The following is a 21580-nucleotide window of genomic DNA, read 5'->3' on the forward strand; positions in this document are numbered from 1 at the left end:
AGGGAATTTGAAATGGAGAAATTCAATGAATGATGTTGTGATATATATGAATAATTTGAATATAAAGCAAAAGAGGGTCTGCAAGGGAAGTTACAGACCCTCAAAAGGGTATTGCCGAGATGTCGGACTCGACTACGTAATGTTATCATAAAATTCTTTTGAAAAAACCTGGTAAATGTGTCCAAATAAAATTGGGACCTTCATACAGTCAAAGGGACCTGCTTCCCGCGGCAGGCCCCAATAACTAGATAATGTCGATGAGCAAAAAACTCATCTGGAGTACTTTTATAGTAACAAGTAAAATGTGTTTTGTGTATTGAGAAAGAAGAATTGCATAATTATATGTGAACAATTTAACTCCTAACAATTTATGATTATCATTAATTGTTGGGAGTTAAATATGGTTATAAAATGGAGAAAAGATTTGGAAGTGAGATTGAGGTGCATAGAAGTATGTAATTATGAAAAAGACCTGCTAATATAAGCAGGTCAACTTAAGGGGTTTATCCAACAGATTATTATATATGTTAACAACTCAATTGTAGTAAGTCTATATGTTTAATATTGAGAAAACTTCTGTGAATAATATATTTTTTGCGCATATATTAACGTTTAAAAAGTTGAGAAAGAAAATTAAAAAGCTTTTTATAAGAGAATAATGGCTGATACTTATAGTATGATTCATATTTCCACGCATCATTATTAGAGAATTGGAGTTGTTTTGTTTTCGTTTTTGCCGTGATGGACCTCGTATTACGATGTTTCATATAGTAACCTCCTGAATTTATATGTATACGATTAGTAGTATTCAAGAAAGGGAAATAAAATGAACATTTAAATTGAAACTCTTTCTTCTTGTGTACTGGATTTACGTTATAAATGTTGTAAAACATATAAAATAATGATGCTAATTCATATTAAATAAGTGAAGAAACATAGAATAATGAAAAAACAATAAGCATCTAATCATCCCTTTCAAGTCGCATAAGTGATTGATATAATAGAAGTAGATGAAAGATAAAGAAAAGCGGGTGACTCTTTTTTGTTTACTAAAGCACAAGAACTTTTAGCGTCCTACTTTGGTTATTCTTCGTTTCGAAGAGGACAAGATGAAACAATTAAAAATGTACTAGATGGGAAAGATACGGTTTGTATTATGCCAACGGGTGGCGGTAAGTCGATTTGTTATCAAATTCCGGCATTAGTATTTGAAGGAACGACGTTGGTTATATCACCTTTAATATCACTTATGAAGGATCAAGTAGATACATTGGTACAGAATGGCATTTCAGCTACATATATTAATAGTTCTATATCTATTGCAGAAGCAAATCAGCGAATTCAATTAGCGAAACAAGGACATTACAAGTTACTTTATGTGGCGCCTGAGCGTCTTGATTCGATGGAGTTTGTTGACCAACTTATCGATATGAAAATCCCTATGATTGCGATTGATGAAGCACATTGTATTTCACAGTGGGGACATGATTTCCGTCCAAGTTATTTACATATACATCGCATATTAGATTATCTTCCAGAAAAACCGCTCATATTAGCATTAACAGCAACAGCAACACCGCAAGTACGTGATGATATTTGTAACACACTTGAAATTAATCAAGAAAATACAATTATGACAACGTTTGAGCGTGAGAATTTATCGTTTTCTGTCATTAAAGGGCAAGATCGAAATGCATATTTGGCGGATTATATTCGTCAAAATCAAAAGGAATCTGGGATTATATATGCAGCTACTAGAAAAGTAGTCGATCAGTTATATGAAGATTTGATGAAGGCAGGTGTTTCTGTATCAAAATATCATGCTGGTATGAGTGATAGTGATAGAAATGAGCAACAAGAACTCTTTTTACGAGATGAAGTAAGTGTAATGGTAGCAACATCTGCATTCGGGATGGGGATTGATAAATCGAATATTCGTTACGTAATTCATTATCAGCTTCCAAAAAATATGGAAAGTTACTATCAAGAAGCAGGACGTGCTGGTCGTGACGGATTAGATAGTACATGTATATTGTTATATTCTTCTCAAGATGTACAAGTACAGCGTTTTTTAATTGATCAATCAACTGGAGAATCACGTTTTTCAAATGAACTTGAAAAATTGCAAAATATGACCGATTACTGTCATACAGAACAATGTTTACAATCATTCATTTTGCAATACTTTGGAGAAGAACCGAAAGAAGATTGTGGACGCTGTGGTAATTGTACAGACAATCGCGAGAGCATCGATGTGACAAGGGAATCACAAATGGTTTTATCATGCATGATTAGAACCAACCAACGCTTTGGAAAGCAAATGATAGCGCAAGTATTAACTGGGTCGAAAAATAAGAAAGTTATTGAATTTAATTTTCATACTTTACCAACGTATGGGCTTTTATCGAACCGTAGTGTAAAAGAGGTCAGTGAGTTTATTGAGTTTTTAATTTCAGACGAGTTAATTGCAGTTGAACATGGCACTTATCCGACGTTAAAAGTAACTGAAAAAGGGAAAGAAGTATTACTTGGTAAAGAGAATGTTTTACGAAAAGAACGAGTAGAGACAAGACAAATTGTTCAAGACCATCCTTTATTTGAAGTGCTTCGTGAAGTACGTAAAGAAATTGCACAAGGAGAAGGTGTACCTCCGTTCGTTATTTTTTCTGACCAAACATTAAAAGATATGTGTGTGAAAATGCCGCAAAGTGATTCCGAATTGTTGACGGTAAAAGGTATCGGAGAACACAAACTTGTGAAATATGGCTCGCGCTTTTTACAAGCAGTTCAGCATTTTATTGAGGAAAATCCAAATTATGCTGAAACGATTAAGACAGAAGTAGTTTCAGAGCGTAAAAAGTCAGGAAAAGCGTCCGCAAATTCTCATTTAGAAACGTATGAAATGTATAAACAAGGTATTGATTTGAATGAGATTGCAAAAGAACGTAACTTATCAAGACAAACAATCGAAAACCATTTAATTCGCTGCTATGAGGATGGAATGGAAGTAGATTGGCAAAGCTTTGTTCCAGCAGAGTATGAATCTCTTATTGAAACTGCCGTTCAAAATGCAGATGGTGGTCTGAAATCTATTAAAGAACAGCTTCCGAATGAAGTGAGTTACTTTATGATTCGTGCTTATTTACAAATAAGAAAGTAGAGGCATATAAAGGGGATAAGAATTTATGTATCATGTTTTCGTTTATGGCACGTTAAGAAGAGGACAAACGAATGCTCATTATATGCTAGGTGCAACATGCATCGCAGACAGAGCTTGGACATATGGAAAATTATTTGATACGAACGAAGGATATCCGGCCATGACTTATTCGATTGAAGAACAGGTGTATGGAGAAGTTTATGTAGTAAATGATGAGATATTGTGTAAGTTAGATGAACTAGAAGAATATATAGGTAATGCGGAGACTGATTTATATGATCGAATCACGCAAACAGTATATGTTGCTGATAGGGAAATTGAGGCATATGTGTATATCGCTCAGAATAAAAAGATGTTAAAGAAAGTGATAGACTCTGGTGACTGGCTTATGTATCAAAAAATATAATAAGGTAGTTTTAAAAATTGGAAAGCAGATAATGACGAATTCATTATCTGCTTTTTATTGTGTGAATAATTGTCGTTCTCTTTCTATTCTTATAGTTCTTAGTACGATTCCAATTCCGAGAAATAAAACAGTAGCAGCGACCCCGCTAGTAGGATTTAACCAAAAATCACTACTGTTTGTAAGAGTAATAATCCCTGTTATTGTAACTAAAACAGTAGAAACAGCATCCTCGATCGCATGCATGATAACACATGGCCAGACGGATTTTGTAAGTCTATATATTTCAACATACATAATTGACCAACAAACCATAAGGATACAGCCAGATAAAAGCATATTTAATCTTGAGATGGATTCAAAATGTTAAAAATATTCATTCGAAGAGCCTCCTTTACTTTTATTTATTCTACTATTTGTGGGCAGTAAAACGCCCATTGATTAAAGTCTTTGATTTTTACAATATTTGTTAATAGATAAATTAAATAGGAGACAAATAGAAAGTAGTATCTTTTGTATGCATCACTATACTATATGTGTATTTGTGTGATTTTGATGTTGCATATTCTTTTTAAATTAGAAAGATGAAAAGTAAGTTTTTTCGGAAAATTTAAACGAAAACTATTGACTTTATGATTGGGTTTTTAATACAATGATACTTCGACTGAAAAATTAGAACGGACAGGAGGGAATCGTCGAAATGAGCAACATATTTGAAGATGAGTTACAAAAAATGAAGGATACTTTACATACGATGGATGAGCAATTGGATAAGCTTGAAAAAACCCCGGTTTATTATGGAGAAGATTTTAAAGAGCAAATTCTTGAAAGTATGAGGGAGTCTAATAGACAAAACTTACGTATTGGTGTGCAAGAGCCGTACTTTGGAAGGTTAGATTTTCAGGAAGATGGAAAAGAAGAAGTTATGCCGATTTATATCGGAAAAGTAGGGGTTTCGGATATGGACACGATGAAGCCAATCATTATTGATTGGCGGGCGCCTGTCGCAAGTATGTTTTATTCATTTACCGGTGGAGAAGAATTAGCATTTTATCAATCACCAGATGGCTTAGTAGAAGGTGATGTGTATTTAAAACGAAACATTTCCATTCGAAAAAGAGAACTTGAACGTGTTGTTGATACATATGTAAAAGGAAATGAAGATGTATCGCATGCCGATGATTTTCTTCTATATCGATTAGGTGAGAATAAAGATAATAAGCTAAAGGATATTGTTTCAACGATTCAATCGGAACAAAATGATATTATTCGAGCGGAAAGAAATTTACCATTACTTATTCAAGGGGTTGCAGGGAGCGGAAAGACAACAATTGCTTTACATCGCCTTGCTTTTTTAATTTATGAATATCGTGAACAACTAGAAGCAGAAAGAATGATCGTATTTGCGCCGAATAGTCTGTTTTTAGACTACATTTCGAGTGTACTTCCTGAATTAGGTGTAGGGAATATTAGTCAAACAACGTTTCTGGATTGGGCATTACGTACGTTAGATGATTCAGTGAAACTAAAGCAGACAGAAGAAAAATTGAAAGAAGCATTTTCAATTAATCGTGATGAAAAGAAGATAATGCTAGGTAAATTAAAGGGTACGTTGGAATTTAAGACGTTTATTGAAGAGAGAATGATCCAATTTGAAAATGAGTTAGTTCCGACAAAAGATTTTGAGGCGTGGGATAGAGCGATTATTCCAGTAGAAGATATTAAAAAATGGATGCAAGTTGAATATAAACATTATCCTTTACAGAAAAGAAGAGAACGATTAGTAGGACGAATGAAGCGCTGGATTGAAATTGAACTTAAAAAATTCGGGGAAACAAACGAGAAAAAATTACTTAAAAAAGAAGCGACTAAGAGACTGAACGCATATATGAAGTTTTGGCCGAAAATGAGTGCTCTTTCACTGTATAGTTCAATAGTAAAAAGTAAAGAAATACTCGAGGTATTACCTGAAGAACTTGTTAAAGAAACAGAAAAGAGTTGTCGTAAAAAAGAAGTGTATGTAGAAGATTTACCAGCTTTAATATACATACATCATCGTATAACAGGGATTGAAATCGGGCAGAAGTTTCATCACGTTGTTATTGATGAAGCGCAAGATTTTTCGCCTTTCCAAGTTTATGTATTAAAAGAAATTACATTAGGTAATTCTTTCACTATATTAGGTGATTTATCGCAAGCGATTTATGATTACCAAGGAATTGAAGATTGGAATGCTTTTAAGGAAGTATTCCAAGAAACCGGTTATTATGAATTGACAAGAAGTTATCGTTCTACAAAAGAAATTATTGAATTTGCAAATGAAATAATTAAAAATGCAGAAATCCCAGTAGGACTCGCAACACCAGTCTTCCGCAGTGGAGAAGATGTGAAAGTAATTCATGCGGAAAATCAATTTACTGAAATTGTGAAGACGGTAAAACATTTGCAAAATGCAGATGTGAAAACAATTGCGGTAATCGGAAGAACAGAAGATGAATGCCGTGATATATATGTGGAATTAACAAATGCAGGATTAACGGTAAACGTAATTGAAGCAAACCAAAGTAAATATGAAGGTGGTATATCAGTAGTACCTGTCTATTTAGCGAAAGGTTTAGAATTTGATGCGGTGCTTTTAATTGATGTGGATGAAGAACATTACAAAGACACAAAACATGATGCAAAGTTACTATATGTTGGATGTACGAGATCACTTCATGACCTATGGATTTTCCATAGTGGGGAAGCGTCACCTTTAATTAAAGGATTAAAATAAAGTGAAACTATAATCAGTGGGGAGTTTTACTGCAAGCTAATGTGGGATAAATATAAAAAGAGGGTTTCTATTACTGTCTACTTAACAGGGAGATGACTATGAAGACCCTCTTTTTATATTGAAATTAATGTTCAATTTTAAACGAATAAAGCCATTAATATTAAATCTTGATAGCTACCATCCAATTTTACACCCTTTGCTTTTCTACCCTCTTCAAAGAAGCCTAGATTCTTATATAACTGGATTGCACCTAGATTATCTTCCATTACCTCAAGACAAACTTTTTCAATCTTACTGTTATTTTTAGCCCAATTGATTAACGTTTCTAGAAGAGCTCTTCCAATACCATAATTTCGATATTCGGGTAGTATGGTCATCGCAAAAGCCCCTTGATGACTAATTTTTTCTTTGTTTCCGTTCTTAAAATCTATTGCACCGACTAACTTACCATCAACTTCAGCAATAAACTGTACATAATTTGGATTTTCATGATAAGCTTTTAACGTTTTTTGAATAGCATCGATACGCACCTTTTTTACATCCTCAACCGTACTTAGCATGTATGGAGCGTTTATTAAAGCTTTTGAAGCAGAATCTAGTATTCTTTCTGCATCCCGTTCTTTAGCTTCTCTAATTATTATTGTTTTTCCATCCTTAGATTTATAAGTAAAAACATTAGTTGATAAGATACTACACACACCCTTTCGGAATATAATTAGTTGAATTTTTTAACTATCGTGCAATTATTAAGTAAGAAAAAGTCGTATCACCTTTTTCTGCAATCGCTCTACTTCAACTTAATGACGATTATTTCAAATATTTTTAATTTTTACAAGGATTTATTCCGTTATATAGCCCGATTGTTGAATAACATGACTGGCGTTTTTTAAACAACTTTATTATCTCTGTACACGATGAATTAACGACTTGAGCTGTTGTGTAAATAATATACAATGACCTTTTCTAATTCCTTAGTTTGTTCTTTTTCCCGTACACGAACGGCATCTACTGGAATTTGTGTATGTTTTAACCAATCTAGAATAAGGTGTAGTTGTTCTTGTATTTGCCCAATGTTTTGCTCCTTTATGTTCTTATTCTGAATTCTATCAATTAATTGAAGCATATAGAGAAGTTTTTCTATACATTCACTTAAATCTCCGCAATAATCTGAAGGGAATTCATGTGTACCAAATTCTAAAGTATTGATGTAATTAGAAACTAGGTATATCATGGCTTCTTGTTCGGTATCACCACCTAATTCAATCGCTTTTCGAAGGGATTTTTCTAAATCGTCTTCTTTATTGCTAGAGTCCATATAAATTCCTATCCATCTAAAAGGTCTTGAATCAAATGGGTTGTTTTCTGTCCATCTATATAGAATGTCAATTAGAAAACTATTTAGCGAGAAAGTTAAGACCTCATCTTTTTCGTTTAATACATCTAAAATAGTAAACAGCGAAATGGCAAACTCTTCTTGATCTTTTGATTCCCATTTCTTTGCATTTGTAATAAATGTCTCTAAATGTTTAAAAGCTAATTTTCGAAGTCCCGCTTCGCGATGCTGACAGTAACAAATAAAATTATGCCAATGCTCAGTTGTATTCATATGTATAATAATAGTTTGTAATGCAGTGAGAGGTTTATCCATTATAAGTCCCCAATCTATTAAGCACGTGTTGAAAATTTAGTGTTATTATATCATTACATAAATTAAAGTGGGAAGAATTTAAGATGGATTTTATTGGTCACGGGATCCAATCGATTGGTAATGTAGCGGTTCTAACAGGACTCATTATTGAATTTGAAGATGAAACGTAAAAAAGTTATTATGTTTATCTGAATATTGAGGGGATATGTTTATTTAATTTTTAGAAAACATAGACTATTAAACTTGTAAATGGTATAATCTTCTTATTATTGGAATTAAAATCAAAATATTTGAAAATAAAGGATAGGGTTGGTTTTAATGGGGGATTCTGATCACAAAGAAACAAAGGCAATATTAAAGTTATGGTTTATTTATATACCACTTGCATTTGGAGAATTTGTCTTTTCGAATATCATAGGTTATTTAAAAAAATAAAGATTTTGTATTTGAAAAACAATTAACCTAATTTAATTGTTTTTTTATTTTTCTCTAATAAACCAAACAAAAATAGAGATTTTGAACAAGATGAAGTTTATGAAGGAAATAACGTTGATTAGGTGCTGAAAACGGGAATCATTCAAGCATGGTAATTCACTGTTTTTATAGCTTCCTATAGTGAGATGTTATGTTCACATCATATGTATACGATATTTGTAACTTAATATAGCATTACTGCAACTTCAAAATTAGTAGTTAAGGTTGTTATCTTATAGAGTGTTATATATAACTTAGCTAAAAAAGCACAAATCATATAATTTGCGCTGTTCATTATCTGTTTTTGGTAAAAAATTATAGTTTTTGTCACATTAATACTGTACGATACATAGTATAAAACACATACTGTATGACATATAGTAATGGAAATGAGGTGAGTGAATGGATACTTTATTAAATTCGTTAATTACTGAGTTAAGAAGAGGGACATTAACGTTAGCTGTTTTAAGTCAATTAAGAACGCCTCAGTACGGATATTCACTTGTCCAGTTATTGGAGCAATCAGGGGTTACAATTGATCAAAGTACTTTATATCCACTACTTCGCCGATTAGAAAAGCAGGAATTAGTGACGAGTAATTGGGATAAAACGGAGAGTAGACCTCGTAAGTATTATGTTTTAAGTGATTATGGATTAGAAATATTTTTGCAGTTGAAAAAAGAATGGATAAAGGATTCGAAAGAACTTTATAACTTATTAAAGGAGGAAGAGAATGAATTTAATTGATCTCTATATCCAAGAGGTTGCGAAGAGATTACCTGAAAAAAATCGTGAAGATATTACACTTGAACTAAGGTCAATTATAGATGATATGTTACCTGAAGATTATAATGAGAAAGATGTAAAGAGCGTTCTCGAAAAATTGGGGAGTCCGGTTTCATTGGCTAATGGTTATTTGGATAGACCGATGCATTTAATTGGACCACGTTATTTTGATGTATATACAACGTTGTTAAAAATGATTATACCAATCGCAGCTGTCATTGCACTCATATCAATGATTGCAGAAAATTTTATAGGCTATAGTGGTGATCAAGCAGTATTAAATGTTATTTTTCAATTGATAGGTAAAGGCATTGGGGAAATTTTTGAAGTGGGCCTCCATGTATTTTTCTGGTTGACACTTGTGTTTGTTATTTTAGAAAGAACAGATACAGACAAAGGTATCGAGCCGTTGACGACAAGTTTAAAAAAATGGACACCAGATGATTTGAAAAACATCTCGTATATCCCAAAGAAAAAAGCAATCTCGAAGTTTGAAGTTTTTGGAGGTTTAATGTGGACAGCAGTTTGGGCTACACTTTACTTTTATGCGAATCATCTTGTTGGCGTATATAACGGTACGGCAAATGGACTGAAGTTTGTCTCGCCAACTTTTAATCAAGATGTTTTATTGCAGTACTGGCCAATCGTTGTAATTATGATCGTTTTTGAAATATGTATATCCCTTTATAAATTAGTGCAGGGACAATGGACGCAAAGATTGGCGATTGGGAATGCTATTCTTCAAGTAGCTGGGACGATAGTATTCATTGTAATTGTAGTAAATCCACATGTATTTAACGCAGGGTTTATTACGTATTTGGCAAATGCATTTACTATTTCCCCAGAGGGATTTAAAACGTGGTTAGTTGGCGGTGGAATTGTAATTTACACATTATCTGCTGCAATAAATATATTTGACGGTTTCCGAAAAGCTAGTATTCGTATGTAGATAAAAATCGGAAATTTCGATAAAATAAAACTATTGAAAAGATAGTGATATAAGGTGAACATGATGAAAGGAAGAAAACAATGATAAGGGAAGCAACGAAAAAAGATTTAGCATACATTTTAGATATTTATAACGATGCGATACTTTATACAACAGCTGTATATGCGTATAAACCTGTAACCCTTGAAAATAGAATAGATTGGTATGAACAAAAAAAGGCTGAAGGGTATCCAATTTTCGTATATGAATTAGATAATAAAGTAGTAGGATTTGCGACATTCGGCCCATTTAGAACGTGGCCTGCTTATAAATATTCAGTTGAACATTCTGTGTATGTAGATAAGGCATATAGAAAAAATGGCATTGGGTCTTCATTAATGAAGGAATTAATCAAAATTGCAAAGGAAAGAGAGTATATGACCTTAATTGCTGGAATTGATGCAGAGAATGAGAAAAGTATTGCCTTGCATCAAAACTATGGATTTGTTCATGCAGGAACAATAAAAAAAGCTGGTTATAAGTTTAATAAATGGCTAGATTTAGCTTTTTATCAGCTGGAACTTAACGGTCCTGAAAATTCTATAGAAGAATAAATATTTTTCGGTAGCAAGAAAAAATTCATGCTACCTTTTTCTTATTTTAATAGCTAATGAAAAGGTTTTTTACATTCAATGTTGAAATATTAGAAGTTAATATAACGATATAAAAAGAGGGATAGAAATGGAAACTGTTATAAATAAAATAAAAGAGGTACAATCTAATTATGTGGGAATGGCAATTTATTCTACAAAAAATAATCGTATAGTTGCTTCGTATAATAGTGAATTAAATATTCCGTTAGCATCAGCAGCAAAATTAGTCATTGGATTTGTAGTAACGCAAATGGTGAAGGAAAATAAACATAATTGGAATGATATACTTCATTACATTAAATTTAATCCACATGAAGATAGTGCGCAGTTATATCCGCATTTACAAGGAAGAACTTCTTTAACACTTAGTCAAGCGGTAGAGGTAATGATTGCTTGTCATGATAGTTACGTTGCACAGTCAGTTGTAATGCACTGTGGTGGATGGGATGCTGTGAAAATGTACGCACAAACGTACTTTTCAAAAATTCATATACAAGAGAATGCTAGAGATGAGAAAAATGTTGGAGAATTAAGTGAAGTTCTTGCCCTTTTCATACAAACCTTTCAAGGTTATAAATCAGAACCAGAATTATGGGAACCAATTATTAGCGGCATGGTAAGACAGCAAGGAGAGTATGAAGAAATTCCATATTATCATATAGCTCACATGACAGGTGGATTACTCACAGCTACAATAAATATTGGTATTATAGGAATGTTTAACGAATTTCCACTTCTTTATGTGATTGGGGGAAAAGATTTACCGAATCGCCGTGGAAATAAAGAGGTAGATGAAGCTTTTGCAGTAGTTTTAAAGTACATATACAAAGAATATAGTGAAAGCATGCTAGAAGTGAGCGATTGAAAAGAAACTTAAAGACTTCAACAATCATTATTTTAATTTTAACGATTATTGCTCTTGAAGTTGGAATCGCACTATATGATCACAATTTGTCATTAGATACAATTTACTTTGCAGCAATTCTTATTTGTATTGTATTGCTTTTTGGCACACGTGTTTCTGAAGAGAAAGAAAGTACATCGAAACGAGGGCGAAGAAAAATAGCTGTTATATTTTGGTCATCTATTTTATTGTCTATCGCTTGTTTTGCAGTTATAAGTTACATAAGGGTAGGCTATGTCTCTGTACCAGGGATAATTGGCTTTTCATGCTTTGTTACATATGGTGGATTCGTTTTGATTAGTATTTTAAAGGGGAAAAATAAAATGTAGCTTACTAAGTTGAAAGGAAGCAATGTATATGAAACATATAGAGAACGGTACACGTATTGAAGGAGAATACATTAAAAATAAAGTCATTCAATATAATATGTCCATCTTAACAGATGAAGTAAAACAGCCGATGGAAGAAGTAAGTCTCGTAGTAAAAAATGAAGAAGGAAAAATATTTGGTGGTGTAACAGGTACGATGTATTTTTATCATCTTCATATCGACTTTTTATGGGTTGATAAATCAGTTCGTCATGACGGTTGGGGGAGCCAACTTTTACATAAAATTGAAGAAATTGCGAAGGAAAAAGGGTGCAGATTAATATTGCTAGATTCATTTAGTTTTCAAGCACCAGAATTTTATAAAAAGCACGGTTACCGAGAGTATGGTATCGTTGAAGATCATCCAAAAGGTCATAGTCAGCACTTTTTTGAAAAGAGATTATAATAATATTATGTATACTGATTGATAGGAGAAAGCATATGTACACGTATAAATTGCAACAAGAACAACCAATCTGTGCAGAAAAAATTAAGAAGCTTTATGATTCTGTCGGTTGGTGGCCAGAAAGAAAAGAAGTCGATATTGAAAAAATGTTAAAGAATAGTATAGCCATTGGAGTATGGGAAGAAAATGAATTAGTTGGATTTGCTAGAGTCGTTTCTGATGGTGTTTTTCGAGCATACATTGAAGATGTTGTCGTACATGAGAATGTAAGAAATAAAGGTATTGGAGAGAAAATGCTTACAATATTACTTCGAGAAATATCTCATATTGATATTGTTAGTCTATTTTGCGGAGAGAAGCTAATAAAGTTTTACGGTGAGCAGCAATTTCAAGCAACGAAGCAAATTGTGATGCATCGTAATCAAACAGGGAAAGAATAAGAGGTGCCAATTAAAATGAATGCAACAAGAGTGTACTGTTTATCGAAAAGAAAAGCGACAGAAGATTCTCCAGATGGCTGGAGTGCAACATGTATGAGGCTTAATAATAAAATATTTGCGATAGTAAATCATGAAGAAGGTGAAAAGGCTGCGATTACATTGAAGTGTAATCCAGAAGTCGCATTAAGAATAAGAGAAGATTATCCAGAAACAATTATTCCAGGGTATCATATGAATAAAAAACATTGGAATACCGTTTATATTCATAAGGGTATAGAGCAGGGGCAAATTAATAAAATGATTGATTGGTCGTATGATTTAGTACTACAATCATTTTCAAAGAAAAAGCAGCAGGAGTTAATGGATTAATATGTATTAGGAGTGTGTGTAATGAAAGATTCGATTAAAGATACGTATGATAAATTAGCGAGTACATATAAAGAAAATCTAGATTTCGCAAATCCATATAACAGTTATTATGAAAGACCGGCGATGATGGAGCTTATTCCAAAGGAACTAGAAGGAAAAAAGATATTAGATGCTGGATGTGCAGCTGGATGGTATACTTCTCAATTCATAGGAAGAGGAGCAAATGTTACAGCAATTGATGTAAGTCCTGAAATGGTAAAAGCAGCAAAAGAAAATATAGGAGAAGAAGCGACGTTCCTTTGTCATGATCTGCAAGAAACATTGCCATTTGAAGATAATACGTATGATGTGATTGTAAGTTCATTAACTCTTCATTATATAGAAAATTGGAATCAAGTATTTCAAGAATTTCGTCGTGTATTGAAGCCAGGTGGAGAACTTATTTATTCTATTCATCATCCTTTTATGGATTTCACAAAGTTTCCATGTGAAAATTATTTTGAAAAACAGTTATTAATAGATACTTGGGTTAAACCGAATATTACTATTGAAGTCAAGTTTTTTAGAAGATCATTACAAGACATACTAAATGAAACTACAAATTATTTTGTATTAGAAGAGATAGTGGAACCGAAGGCAATTGAAAAAATGAAAGAAGTAAGCGAAAAATCATATCATTATTTAAATATGAATCCACATTTTCTTATCATAAAAGCAATCAATAAATAGCTAGTAAAATAACTTTGTTTTACTAGCTATTTACAGTTTTACATTACATATTAGGAGACTTTAAAATGAATACGAAACGAAATAGAGTAGTATATGCACTATTTACTATAGTTGTTATTATTTTAGGTCTTAGCTCAAGAAAGTTTGCTTTTGCACTACCACATCTATTAAATGATTATTTAGGTGATGCATTATGGGCATTAATGATTTTCACTGGCTTTGGATTTTTGTTTCCTAAAACAGAGACGAAGAAGTTGGCTTTTATTAGTTTAATGTTTTGCTACGGGATTGAAGCGAGCCAATTGTATCATGCGGAATGGATAAATAGCATTCGTGCAACGACTTTGGGGGGACTCGTGTTGGGATACGGTTTTTTGTGGAGTGATGTAGTGGCTTATACAATTGGTGTTGGAGTGGGAATACTGTGTGAGGTTATTTTTCGGAAGAAATAAGAATTGTAAAAGGGGTATTTGTAAATGGAACAAGCACTGGAAATTGCAAAGCTTTGGTTTCGAAATGAACATGTCACAGCTACTGTAATGCAACCAAAAGTAGCGAAGGTTTTATGCAAGAATAAAGAGTATATTTTAAAGAGAACGGGATCGATAAAGCAATTTCTAGTAGAATTTGATGTTTTGAAGCAACTGTATGAAAAGGGAATTAAAGTACAGAGAGTAGTAAAGACAGAAAATGATGAACAATATGTATTATATAAAGAAAAATATTATTGCTTATATGAGTATGTTGTCGGAAGTGTTTTAGAAATAAAAGATACGGATAAGCTGGAAAGGCTAGCAAGTACAATTGGAGAAGAAATAGCTAATCTGCACAAAGCATTACATTCGGTGAATAGTGACCATGAGTTAATAAAAAGAGATTTATATAAGATGGTATTTGAATGGGCTATACCGATTTTAGAAAAGAATGAGCATGTTCATCGAGAGGTAATTCAAAAGATGGAGCGAATGCACGCAGCTTTCAAGGAAACGGTCCATCCATTACCGAGACAAATTATTCATCGTGATATGCATCTATCAAATTTAATCTTTAAAGATGATAAACTGGAAGGGTTTATAGATTTTGAGATTTTAGAAAATAATGTAAAAATATTTGATTTATGTTATTGCTGTACAAGTGTATTAAGCGAGCTATTTAGTGATGAAAGATTAAGAGGGAAATGGTTACATATCGTTAGCAAAGTCTTTGAAGGTTATTATAAACAAAATGATTTAACGAAAGAAGAACTAAAAGCTATTTGGTATGTTATGCTTTCAATTCAAATTATCTTTATTGCTTATTTTGTCCAGTTACCAGATTTATTAAAGTTAAATGAAGAAATGTTCTTCTGGATTTTTGCTAATAAGGAAGCTATTGAAGAAGTTATAGAAGGTATCGTAAAGGTATGAAAAAAATAATATTAATTGGTTCTGGTGGTTCAGGAAAATCTACATTAGCAAGGCAGTTAGGAAATAAATTAAATATTAAGGTGCATCATCTTGATGCATTATTTTGGAAACCGAATTGGGAAGGTGTTCCGAGAGAAGAACAAATAGCAGTTCAAAATAACTTAATTAAAGATGAGAAGTGGATTATTGATGGGAATTATGGCGGGACGATGGATAACAGACTGAATGCAGCTGATACAATTATCTTCCTTGATATTCATAGAACAATTTGTATTTATCGTGCGTTTAAAAGAATTGTAAAATACCGGAATAAAACAAGACCAGATATGGGCGCGGGATGCGAAGAAAGATTTGATTTGCAATTTTTTAAATGGATATGGAAATATCCTAATGCTAAACGACCTACAATTTTAAAAGGGTTAGAGCAATTGTCCGAAGAGAAAAAGGTTATTGTTTTAAAATCTCCAAATGAGGTTCGGAAATTTTTAGAACACATATAATAATACAATGTGACACAACAATTCTTTTTGGATCTTACCGATTAGTTTAATTAAACTAATCGTTTTTTATTATGAAAAATTTAACGCTTTTTGAAAATTGTATTTTGTAATGAGTATATGACTATAAATTCATATAAAATGAACGTTTGGAGGAATAGAAAATGACTAATGATTTAATTCAAACAATCGATTCATTAATGGTAAATATTCCAGCTGGAGAGGTAGTATTAAGAGATGATCGAATAAAAAAAGAATGGCTAGTACAAATTCAACCATTTCTTCTTGCAAAGTATGCTGTAACAATCGAACTATATGATGCTATTACAAATAGTACATTAAATAATTTTGAAAAAAATCATAAACCAGTTGTAAATATTTCATGGAACGATGCCATTGCGTTTTGTAATGTACTTTCAAAAATAGCGGGATTAAAAGAATATTATTCTATTAGTGATGGTGGTCAAATTGTGAAATGTAATTTAGATTCGAATGGCTACCGATTACCATGTGAGGCAGAGTGGCAATATGCATGTAAAGCAAGTACAACCGGATATACATACGGGAAACTTCATGATATAGCGTGGTATAATGAAAATTCAAATGGAGAGATTCATGACGTTGGCCAAAAAGAACCGAATGCATGGGGACTTTATGATATGCTAGGGAACGTTTGGGAATGGTGTTATGATTTGTATGATGAAACAGTGTACGGATCATACCGCATTTTTCGTGGTGGTAGTTGGGCTGAAACAGCGAGAGGGTGCGGCGCTACTTGTCGTCGTCGAAGCCATCCTACATTTCATATAGATGATCTCGGTTTTAGACTTGCTAGATCAATTTAGTAGGAACATGATACGAACAACTAAGAAAAGAGTATGGAGAGAATCCGTACTTTTCCAACATAGAAACGATTTAACGTAAGGAGTGTTTATTATGGCGCGTGTTTTATTTATTAACGCTGGATCAGAAGGACATATAAATCCAACTTTACAAGTTGTGGAAGAATTGATTTCTCGTGGTGAAGAGGTCGTTTATTTTTCAATAGAAGCTTTCAGGGATCGGATTGAGAAGACAGGTGCTACTGTACGAACGATTGATGATCAAAAATTTATAAAAGCGTTTCTATCTGGAGGCAGAAATTATTTGCAGGAAAGAATAAACGGTCTTCTACATACAGCAGATGTTGTTATACCTAGTGTTCTAGAACAAATTGAAGGTGAACATTTTGATTACATAATTCATGATTCTATGTTTGGCTGTGGGCACTTAATTGCTCAAATTCTTAAATTGCCATCTATAAATTCATGTACATCTTTTGCGCAGGATGAAAAATCTTTTGAGCAAATGTTAGGTCATCTGTCAAAAAATATCCCAGTAGAAATTCATGATAAAATACAGAATGATTTTCAAAACTTAACGAAGGGAATTGCTGAAAAATATGGTGTTGAAATAAAATCACCGTATGAAGTTTTCTGTAATCCTGCACCCCTTACTATTGTGTATACAATTAAGGAGTTCCAGCCTTTTGGTGATACGTTTGATGAAACATATAAATTTGTAGGACCATCTATCTCTGCACAAGTAAAAAACAGAGACGTTGATTTTACTTCAATTGAAGAAAAAAGTCCGATTTATATTTCATTAGGTACTGTTTTTAATGAAGCGATTGATTTTTATAAACTGTGTATGAAGGCCTTTGAGAATAGCGAGCATACAATTGTCATGTCTATTGGTAATAAAACAAAAATAAGTGATCTAGGCGAAATCCCTAAAAACTTCATTGTGAAAAACTATGTGCCTCAAACCGAACTGCTTACTTATACGAAACTATTTATTACACACGGCGGGATGAACAGTGTGCATGAAGGACTGTATAACGGGATTCCGCTCGTTGTAATACCGCAAAGTGCAGATCAGCCAGCAATCGCAAAGCAAGTGGAGAGTCTTGGAGCAGGAGTTCAATTACATATGAATGAATTAACCGTGGAGAAATTGCGTGAAAGTGTGGAGTTAGTTTTAAATAACCCTTCATATAAAGAGGCTGCTTTGAATTTGAAGGAATCATTCCGAACATCGGGTGGATATAAAGAAGCTGTTGATGAAATCTTTACATTTGTAGGTCAGTAATAAATATAAAGTTATACATGAAAAAAGTGTCTATATTAAATGATATAGACACTTTTCTGTTGTAAGAAGAGAAGAATTGTTTAAATGGAAAAAATGAAAATACTAAATGTGAATTTTGAGAACTAAGTCTACAATTTCTGCTGCACACTTTTATTTTATCCCGTATTAACCGACCGTAAAACCCCAACTAATTAAAGTTTTACTTTATGATTTCAGGATGTGGTTTTATATGTTAGTAATAATTTCACTGTTTCTGCACAACTTCTGCACATGCTTAGGCGAGTTCTATGTCATGATATATTCATAAAGTGAAATATTTCACAAGGAAAAAATATATTTTCACTGCGGTGTATGCATAATTAACACATACATCGGTACAAGTTTGTCTCTTGTTATTCTTTTACATCAAAGCCCACATTCCACTACAAAGTATAACAAGAAGGGGACATGAACATGAATAATCGATTTTTAAAACAACTACAAAATATGAAAATGAACAAAAAAAGTTTAGGAATTGTAGCATTAACAGCTGGAATTATTAGTACGACACTTATTCCTCAAAATGCTTATGCGCACGGTTTTGTTGAAAAGCCCGGTAGCCGATCCGCTTTATGTAGTCCAACTTATGGTGCGCTAAATGTAAACTGTGGAAGTGTTATGTATGAACCACAAAGTTTAGAAGCTCCAAAAGGGTTCCCACAAGGTGGTCCAGTAGATGGACAAATTGCTTCAGCAGGCGGAAAATTTGGTGGTATTTTAGATCAACAAACAGCAAATCGTTGGTTTAAAAATACAATCACTGGTGGGGAAAATACATTTACTTGGAAGTATACTGCGCCTCACTTAACGAGTAAGTGGCATTACTATATTACTAAAAAAGGATGGAATCCAAATAAAGCGCTAACAAGAGCAGATTTCGAACCAATTGGAACTGTACAACATGATGGTTCTGCAGCTTCAAATAATTTAACTCATAAAATCAATGTACCTACTGATCGTAGTGGATATCATGTGATTTTAGCAGTATGGGATGTAGCTGATACAGCAAATGCATTCTATAATGTAATTGATGTTAATCTTATTAATGATGTGAAACCAGACATAGAAGCACCAAGTATTCCAAATGGACTTCAGACGCAAAAAGTAACAGCGAATAGTGTAGAACTAACATGGAACGCTTCTACGGATAATGTAGGGGTAAAAGGATATCAAATCTTCCGTAACGGAGAGATGATTGATACAGTACCAGGGACTCATTTTATTGATAAGAAGTTACAACCAAGTACAGAATACTCTTATACTGTAAAAGCAATTGACGCAGCTGGCAATGTATCGACAGAAAGTACAGCGCTTACAGTAAAAACGACAGCTGAGACTCCTGATACAGAAGCACCAACACAACCAAAAGGATTACATAGTATGGGAACGACAGCGTCAAGTGTGGATTTAATGTGGAGTCCATCTGACGATAATATTGGTGTAGACCATTATGATATTTATAGAGAAACAGAAGGGTCAATGAAAAAGATTGCAACATCCAATACAACTTCTTATTTGGATAAAAATCTGCTCGCTAATACTACTTATAAATATGTAGTGAAAGCTGTTGATGTAGCTGGAAATGAATCCGTACAGAGTGATATATTCACAATTACTACAAAAACTGAAAGCGCTTCACATGAAGCGTGGGATGCAAAAAAAGCATATAAAAAGGGAGATAGAGTTCTACACGAAGGAAAAGTATATGAAGCAGTCCAGAGTTATCAAGGAAATGGTGATCCAAACTGGATTTATGCATTATCATTATGGAAAACAGTGTAAGTTTTACCTAGGTATGAACTAAAAGATGATGGGCTTTGATGCAAAAGGTAATTTTGAGAATTCACTTTTCTATTAATAAAACAGGGTAGTGTATGAATACATAAGATTCATATACTACCCTTTTTATTATGATAACACTTTCGTCATAAGTATGTGCGGAATGCCATCTTCCATAAATATATCAGAAGAAGTTTGATAGTCTAATTTTTTATAAAATCCTTCAGCTTGTGTTTGACCGTGTAGCTTCACTTTTGTAGCTTGTTCGTTACGAGCAATTTCTTCTAACGTTTGAATGATGACTTTACCTAATCCGTATGTACGATAATCTTTTAAAATACAAATACGTTCTAATTTTCCGACACCATCAACAAATCGTATACGACCTGTGCCTACAGGAAGTTCATGATAATAAACTAAAATATGTTTACATTGCTCTCCGATTTCATCGAATGTATCGAATTCATCTGCAAGAGGGACACCTTGTTCTTTTACAAATACTTCTTTTCGAATATGAAAGGCAGTTTCTAAATCAGCAAGTTCTGTTATAAGTTTGGATTGCAAAATGTTCAGTCCTTTCTAGTGTAATCAGTTTGCGTTTTCCTAGTATATCATAATAAAGCACTATTAAGAGAAGAAGAACATACTAAAAAGCCAACTTTAAAAAGTTAGCTTTTATTACAATTTCTTTATCCCATTTTTAGTACCAATAATTGCTGTACTCGTCATACTTATAAACAACCCTGTTTCAACTACACCAGTAATCATTTTTAATTGGGTGTGTAAATGGGCAGGATTAGAAATATGATTAGGGAATATACAATCGATAATCATGTTATTGTTATCGGTTATATAAGTTTCATCATTTTTCAAACGTAATGTGGTTTGACACCCTAAAGACTGAATTTTATTTTCGGTTTGTTTCCATGAAAAAGGGATGATTTCAACAGGTAATGGAAAATTACCTAAATGTGTTACAAATTTCGATTCATCAGCAATGATAATTAGTTTTTTAGAGGAAGAGGCAACGATTTTTTCACGAAGTAATGCACCACCACCGCCTTTTATAAGTTGTAAATTTGAATCAATTTCATCCGCTCCATCAATTGTAAGATCAAGGCTTTGTACGTCGTTTAACGAAATTAGGGGGATATTTAGTTGCTGTGCTAATGCTTCAGTTTCCTTTGATGTCGGTACAGCTTGAAATGATAATCCTTCTTTTACACGTTCACCTAATTTTTGTATTGTCCAATATACAGTAGAACCTGTACCAAGCCCAATTTTCATGCCATCATTTACAAAGTTAGCAGCATATTCGCCAGCGAGCTGTTTTAAATTCATCACTTTACTCCGCCGGGCGTGGCCCGGCATCAAGACCTGAATTTTCAACTGTAAGTACCGGACGAACGACTATATCTTTATGTACACGCATTTGACAAGATAATCGTAAATGATCTTCAATTCCTTTTTCCGTCATTGCATGTTTCTCATTCGCACTCGCTTCACAGAAATCACCTGCTAGTATTTCTACTCTACAAGTTGTGCAACGTGCATTCCCGCCGCAACGATGAAGAATGTTGACACCGCTATCTTCAATTGCTAATACTAACTTTGTTCCTTCTTTCACATCAAAAGTTCCCGCACCTTCAATTGTTAATTTTGGCAAATTTATTCCTCCTCACGTA

General features: G+C 33.2%; 24 protein-coding genes and 2 pseudogenes. 19 read left to right on the top strand and 7 right to left on the bottom strand.

Annotated elements, in window-relative coordinates; all coding sequences use genetic code 11:
• Positions 1-605 precede the first annotated feature (605 nt).
• Positions 606-767 carry a hypothetical protein gene (locus ACTFR8_RS00705; RefSeq protein WP_000682746.1) on the bottom strand — a complete coding sequence of 54 codons (162 nt, stop codon included), beginning with the start codon at positions 765-767 and terminating at the stop codon, positions 606-608.
• A gap of 275 nt (positions 768-1042) precedes the next feature.
• Here ACTFR8_RS00705 and recQ point away from each other — a divergent pair, with 275 nt between their 5' ends.
• Both recQ and ACTFR8_RS00715 read left to right on the top strand, forming a co-directional pair.
• Entirely contained in the window at positions 1043-3160 is a 2118-nt protein-coding gene (gene recQ, locus ACTFR8_RS00710) for a DNA helicase RecQ (protein ID WP_044584542.1), read from the top strand.
• A gap of 25 nt (positions 3161-3185) precedes the next feature.
• Positions 3186-3566 carry a gamma-glutamylcyclotransferase family protein gene (locus ACTFR8_RS00715; RefSeq protein ID WP_044584541.1) on the top strand — a complete coding sequence of 127 codons (381 nt, stop codon included), beginning with the start codon at positions 3186-3188 and terminating at the stop codon, positions 3564-3566.
• 54 nt (positions 3567-3620) lie between these two features.
• Here the strand turns inward: ACTFR8_RS00715 and ACTFR8_RS00720 are convergent.
• Positions 3621-3929 (bottom strand): annotated as a pseudogene (locus tag ACTFR8_RS00720) (CPBP family intramembrane glutamate endopeptidase); the annotation flags it as partial.
• Positions 3930-4263: 334 nt separating this feature from the next.
• Here ACTFR8_RS00720 and ACTFR8_RS00725 point away from each other — a divergent pair.
• Positions 4264-6339: a HelD family protein gene (locus ACTFR8_RS00725; RefSeq protein WP_000065177.1), complete on the top strand. Its 2076-nt coding sequence runs from the start codon at positions 4264-4266 to the stop codon at positions 6337-6339.
• Between the two features lie 137 nt (positions 6340-6476).
• On the opposite strand, the gene ACTFR8_RS00730 is transcribed toward ACTFR8_RS00725, so the two are convergent.
• Both ACTFR8_RS00730 and ACTFR8_RS00735 read right to left on the bottom strand, forming a co-directional pair.
• Positions 6477-7037 carry a GNAT family N-acetyltransferase gene (locus ACTFR8_RS00730; RefSeq protein ID WP_000337114.1) on the bottom strand — a complete coding sequence of 187 codons (561 nt, stop codon included), beginning with the start codon at positions 7035-7037 and terminating at the stop codon, positions 6477-6479.
• Between the two features lie 221 nt (positions 7038-7258).
• Positions 7259-7987, bottom strand: coding sequence for a hypothetical protein (locus ACTFR8_RS00735; RefSeq protein WP_252209581.1), 729 nt, complete (start codon positions 7985-7987; stop codon positions 7259-7261).
• Between the two features lie 92 nt (positions 7988-8079).
• Between ACTFR8_RS00735 and ACTFR8_RS00740 the strand changes: the two are divergent.
• The 16 genes and pseudogenes from ACTFR8_RS00740 to ACTFR8_RS00815 form a co-directional block, all read left to right on the top strand.
• Positions 8080-8154: pseudogene (locus ACTFR8_RS00740) on the top strand (DUF6944 family repetitive protein); the annotation flags it as partial.
• 709 nt (positions 8155-8863) lie between these two features.
• Positions 8864-9208 carry a PadR family transcriptional regulator gene (locus tag ACTFR8_RS00745; protein WP_000380300.1) on the top strand — a complete coding sequence of 115 codons (345 nt, stop codon included), beginning with the start codon at positions 8864-8866 and terminating at the stop codon, positions 9206-9208.
• Positions 9195-10196, top strand: coding sequence for an HAAS signaling domain-containing protein (locus ACTFR8_RS00750; RefSeq protein ID WP_044584539.1), 1002 nt, complete (start codon positions 9195-9197; stop codon positions 10194-10196). Before ACTFR8_RS00745 ends, ACTFR8_RS00750 begins: the two co-directional genes overlap by 14 nt.
• 80 nt (positions 10197-10276) lie before the next feature.
• The gene (locus tag ACTFR8_RS00755) at positions 10277-10789 is read left to right on the top strand and encodes a GNAT family N-acetyltransferase (protein WP_044584538.1); all 513 of its coding nucleotides are present in this window, start codon (positions 10277-10279) and stop codon (positions 10787-10789) included.
• A gap of 127 nt (positions 10790-10916) precedes the next feature.
• Entirely contained in the window at positions 10917-11693 is a 777-nt protein-coding gene (locus tag ACTFR8_RS00760) for a serine hydrolase (RefSeq protein ID WP_252209580.1), read from the top strand.
• Positions 11690-12061: a hypothetical protein gene (locus ACTFR8_RS00765; protein ID WP_000827994.1), complete on the top strand. Its 372-nt coding sequence runs from the start codon at positions 11690-11692 to the stop codon at positions 12059-12061. The genes ACTFR8_RS00760 and ACTFR8_RS00765 overlap by 4 nt, the downstream gene beginning before the upstream one ends.
• A 28-nt stretch (positions 12062-12089) precedes the next feature.
• Positions 12090-12506: a GNAT family N-acetyltransferase gene (locus tag ACTFR8_RS00770; protein ID WP_000680413.1), complete on the top strand. Its 417-nt coding sequence runs from the start codon at positions 12090-12092 to the stop codon at positions 12504-12506.
• A gap of 35 nt (positions 12507-12541) precedes the next feature.
• A complete protein-coding gene (locus ACTFR8_RS00775; RefSeq protein WP_000288969.1) occupies positions 12542-12946 on the top strand; it encodes a GNAT family N-acetyltransferase in 405 nt (134 codons plus the stop codon).
• Positions 12947-12961: 15 nt separating this feature from the next.
• Entirely contained in the window at positions 12962-13315 is a 354-nt protein-coding gene (locus ACTFR8_RS00780) for an MmcQ/YjbR family DNA-binding protein (protein ID WP_044584537.1), read from the top strand.
• Between the two features lie 21 nt (positions 13316-13336).
• Positions 13337-14044 (top strand): class I SAM-dependent methyltransferase, encoded by a 708-nt coding sequence (locus ACTFR8_RS00785; protein WP_000655256.1) that lies wholly within the window; start codon positions 13337-13339, stop codon positions 14042-14044.
• A 65-nt stretch (positions 14045-14109) separates the two neighbouring features.
• Positions 14110-14496, top strand: a complete 387-nt coding sequence (locus ACTFR8_RS00790) for a DUF2809 domain-containing protein (protein ID WP_044584536.1) — start codon at positions 14110-14112, stop codon at positions 14494-14496.
• Positions 14497-14520: 24 nt separating this feature from the next.
• The gene (locus tag ACTFR8_RS00795) at positions 14521-15450 is read left to right on the top strand and encodes a phosphotransferase enzyme family protein (protein WP_000434094.1); all 930 of its coding nucleotides are present in this window, start codon (positions 14521-14523) and stop codon (positions 15448-15450) included.
• Positions 15447-15950, top strand: coding sequence for a DNA topology modulation protein (locus ACTFR8_RS00800; RefSeq protein WP_252209579.1), 504 nt, complete (start codon positions 15447-15449; stop codon positions 15948-15950). Before ACTFR8_RS00795 ends, ACTFR8_RS00800 begins: the two co-directional genes overlap by 4 nt.
• Positions 15951-16111: 161 nt before the next feature.
• The gene (locus ACTFR8_RS00805) at positions 16112-16792 is read left to right on the top strand and encodes a formylglycine-generating enzyme family protein (protein ID WP_044584535.1); all 681 of its coding nucleotides are present in this window, start codon (positions 16112-16114) and stop codon (positions 16790-16792) included.
• 91 nt (positions 16793-16883) lie between these two features.
• Complete coding sequence (locus tag ACTFR8_RS00810; protein ID WP_000124888.1) at positions 16884-18077, top strand: macrolide family glycosyltransferase; 1194 nt, start codon at positions 16884-16886, stop codon at positions 18075-18077.
• A 453-nt stretch (positions 18078-18530) separates the two neighbouring features.
• The gene (locus ACTFR8_RS00815; RefSeq protein ID WP_001065162.1) at positions 18531-19898 is read left to right on the top strand and encodes a lytic polysaccharide monooxygenase; all 1368 of its coding nucleotides are present in this window, start codon (positions 18531-18533) and stop codon (positions 19896-19898) included.
• Positions 19899-20024: 126 nt separating this feature from the next.
• Here the strand turns inward: ACTFR8_RS00815 and ACTFR8_RS00820 are convergent, their stop codons facing one another.
• From ACTFR8_RS00820 to ACTFR8_RS00830, 3 genes are all read right to left on the bottom strand, one after another.
• Positions 20025-20459: a GNAT family N-acetyltransferase gene (locus ACTFR8_RS00820; RefSeq protein WP_070184077.1), complete on the bottom strand. Its 435-nt coding sequence runs from the start codon at positions 20457-20459 to the stop codon at positions 20025-20027.
• 114 nt (positions 20460-20573) lie between these two features.
• Entirely contained in the window at positions 20574-21236 is a 663-nt protein-coding gene (gene rpiA / locus ACTFR8_RS00825) for a ribose 5-phosphate isomerase A (protein WP_065845370.1), read from the bottom strand.
• Between the two features lie 4 nt (positions 21237-21240).
• Positions 21241-21561 (bottom strand): 2Fe-2S iron-sulfur cluster-binding protein, encoded by a 321-nt coding sequence (locus tag ACTFR8_RS00830; RefSeq protein WP_001125388.1) that lies wholly within the window; start codon positions 21559-21561, stop codon positions 21241-21243.
• Between the last annotated feature and the right edge of the window lie 19 nt (positions 21562-21580).

This window comes from Bacillus cereus group sp. MYBK15-3, from assembly GCF_051916765.1.
Classification (GTDB): domain Bacteria; phylum Bacillota; class Bacilli; order Bacillales; family Bacillaceae_G; genus Bacillus_A; species Bacillus_A cereus.

Bases quoted from the DNA above. Each gene is read 5' to 3' on its own strand.
- ACTFR8_RS00805 (WP_044584535.1), top strand. From the start codon at position 16,112: ATGACTAATGATTTAATTCAAACAATCGATTCATTAATGGTAAATATT.
- ACTFR8_RS00755 (WP_044584538.1), top strand. From the start codon at position 10,277: ATGATAAGGGAAGCAACGAAAAAAGATTTAGCATACATTTTAGATATT.
- rpiA (WP_065845370.1), bottom strand. From the start codon at position 21,236: ATGAATTTAAAACAGCTCGCTGGCGAATATGCTGCTAACTTTGTAAAT.
- ACTFR8_RS00760 (WP_252209580.1), top strand. From the start codon at position 10,917: ATGGAAACTGTTATAAATAAAATAAAAGAGGTACAATCTAATTATGTG.
- ACTFR8_RS00790 (WP_044584536.1), top strand. From the start codon at position 14,110: ATGAATACGAAACGAAATAGAGTAGTATATGCACTATTTACTATAGTT.
- ACTFR8_RS00810 (WP_000124888.1), top strand. From the start codon at position 16,884: ATGGCGCGTGTTTTATTTATTAACGCTGGATCAGAAGGACATATAAAT.
- ACTFR8_RS00815 (WP_001065162.1), top strand. From the start codon at position 18,531: ATGAATAATCGATTTTTAAAACAACTACAAAATATGAAAATGAACAAA.
- ACTFR8_RS00775 (WP_000288969.1), top strand. From the start codon at position 12,542: ATGTACACGTATAAATTGCAACAAGAACAACCAATCTGTGCAGAAAAA.
- ACTFR8_RS00745 (WP_000380300.1), top strand. From the start codon at position 8,864: ATGGATACTTTATTAAATTCGTTAATTACTGAGTTAAGAAGAGGGACA.
- ACTFR8_RS00800 (WP_252209579.1), top strand. From the start codon at position 15,447: ATGAAAAAAATAATATTAATTGGTTCTGGTGGTTCAGGAAAATCTACA.
- ACTFR8_RS00795 (WP_000434094.1), top strand. From the start codon at position 14,521: ATGGAACAAGCACTGGAAATTGCAAAGCTTTGGTTTCGAAATGAACAT.
- ACTFR8_RS00725 (WP_000065177.1), top strand. From the start codon at position 4,264: ATGAGCAACATATTTGAAGATGAGTTACAAAAAATGAAGGATACTTTA.
- ACTFR8_RS00750 (WP_044584539.1), top strand. From the start codon at position 9,195: ATGAATTTAATTGATCTCTATATCCAAGAGGTTGCGAAGAGATTACCT.
- ACTFR8_RS00780 (WP_044584537.1), top strand. From the start codon at position 12,962: ATGAATGCAACAAGAGTGTACTGTTTATCGAAAAGAAAAGCGACAGAA.
- ACTFR8_RS00705 (WP_000682746.1), bottom strand. From the start codon at position 767: ATGAAACATCGTAATACGAGGTCCATCACGGCAAAAACGAAAACAAAA.
- ACTFR8_RS00715 (WP_044584541.1), top strand. From the start codon at position 3,186: ATGTATCATGTTTTCGTTTATGGCACGTTAAGAAGAGGACAAACGAAT.
- ACTFR8_RS00785 (WP_000655256.1), top strand. From the start codon at position 13,337: ATGAAAGATTCGATTAAAGATACGTATGATAAATTAGCGAGTACATAT.
- ACTFR8_RS00770 (WP_000680413.1), top strand. From the start codon at position 12,090: ATGAAACATATAGAGAACGGTACACGTATTGAAGGAGAATACATTAAA.
- ACTFR8_RS00735 (WP_252209581.1), bottom strand. From the start codon at position 7,987: ATGGATAAACCTCTCACTGCATTACAAACTATTATTATACATATGAAT.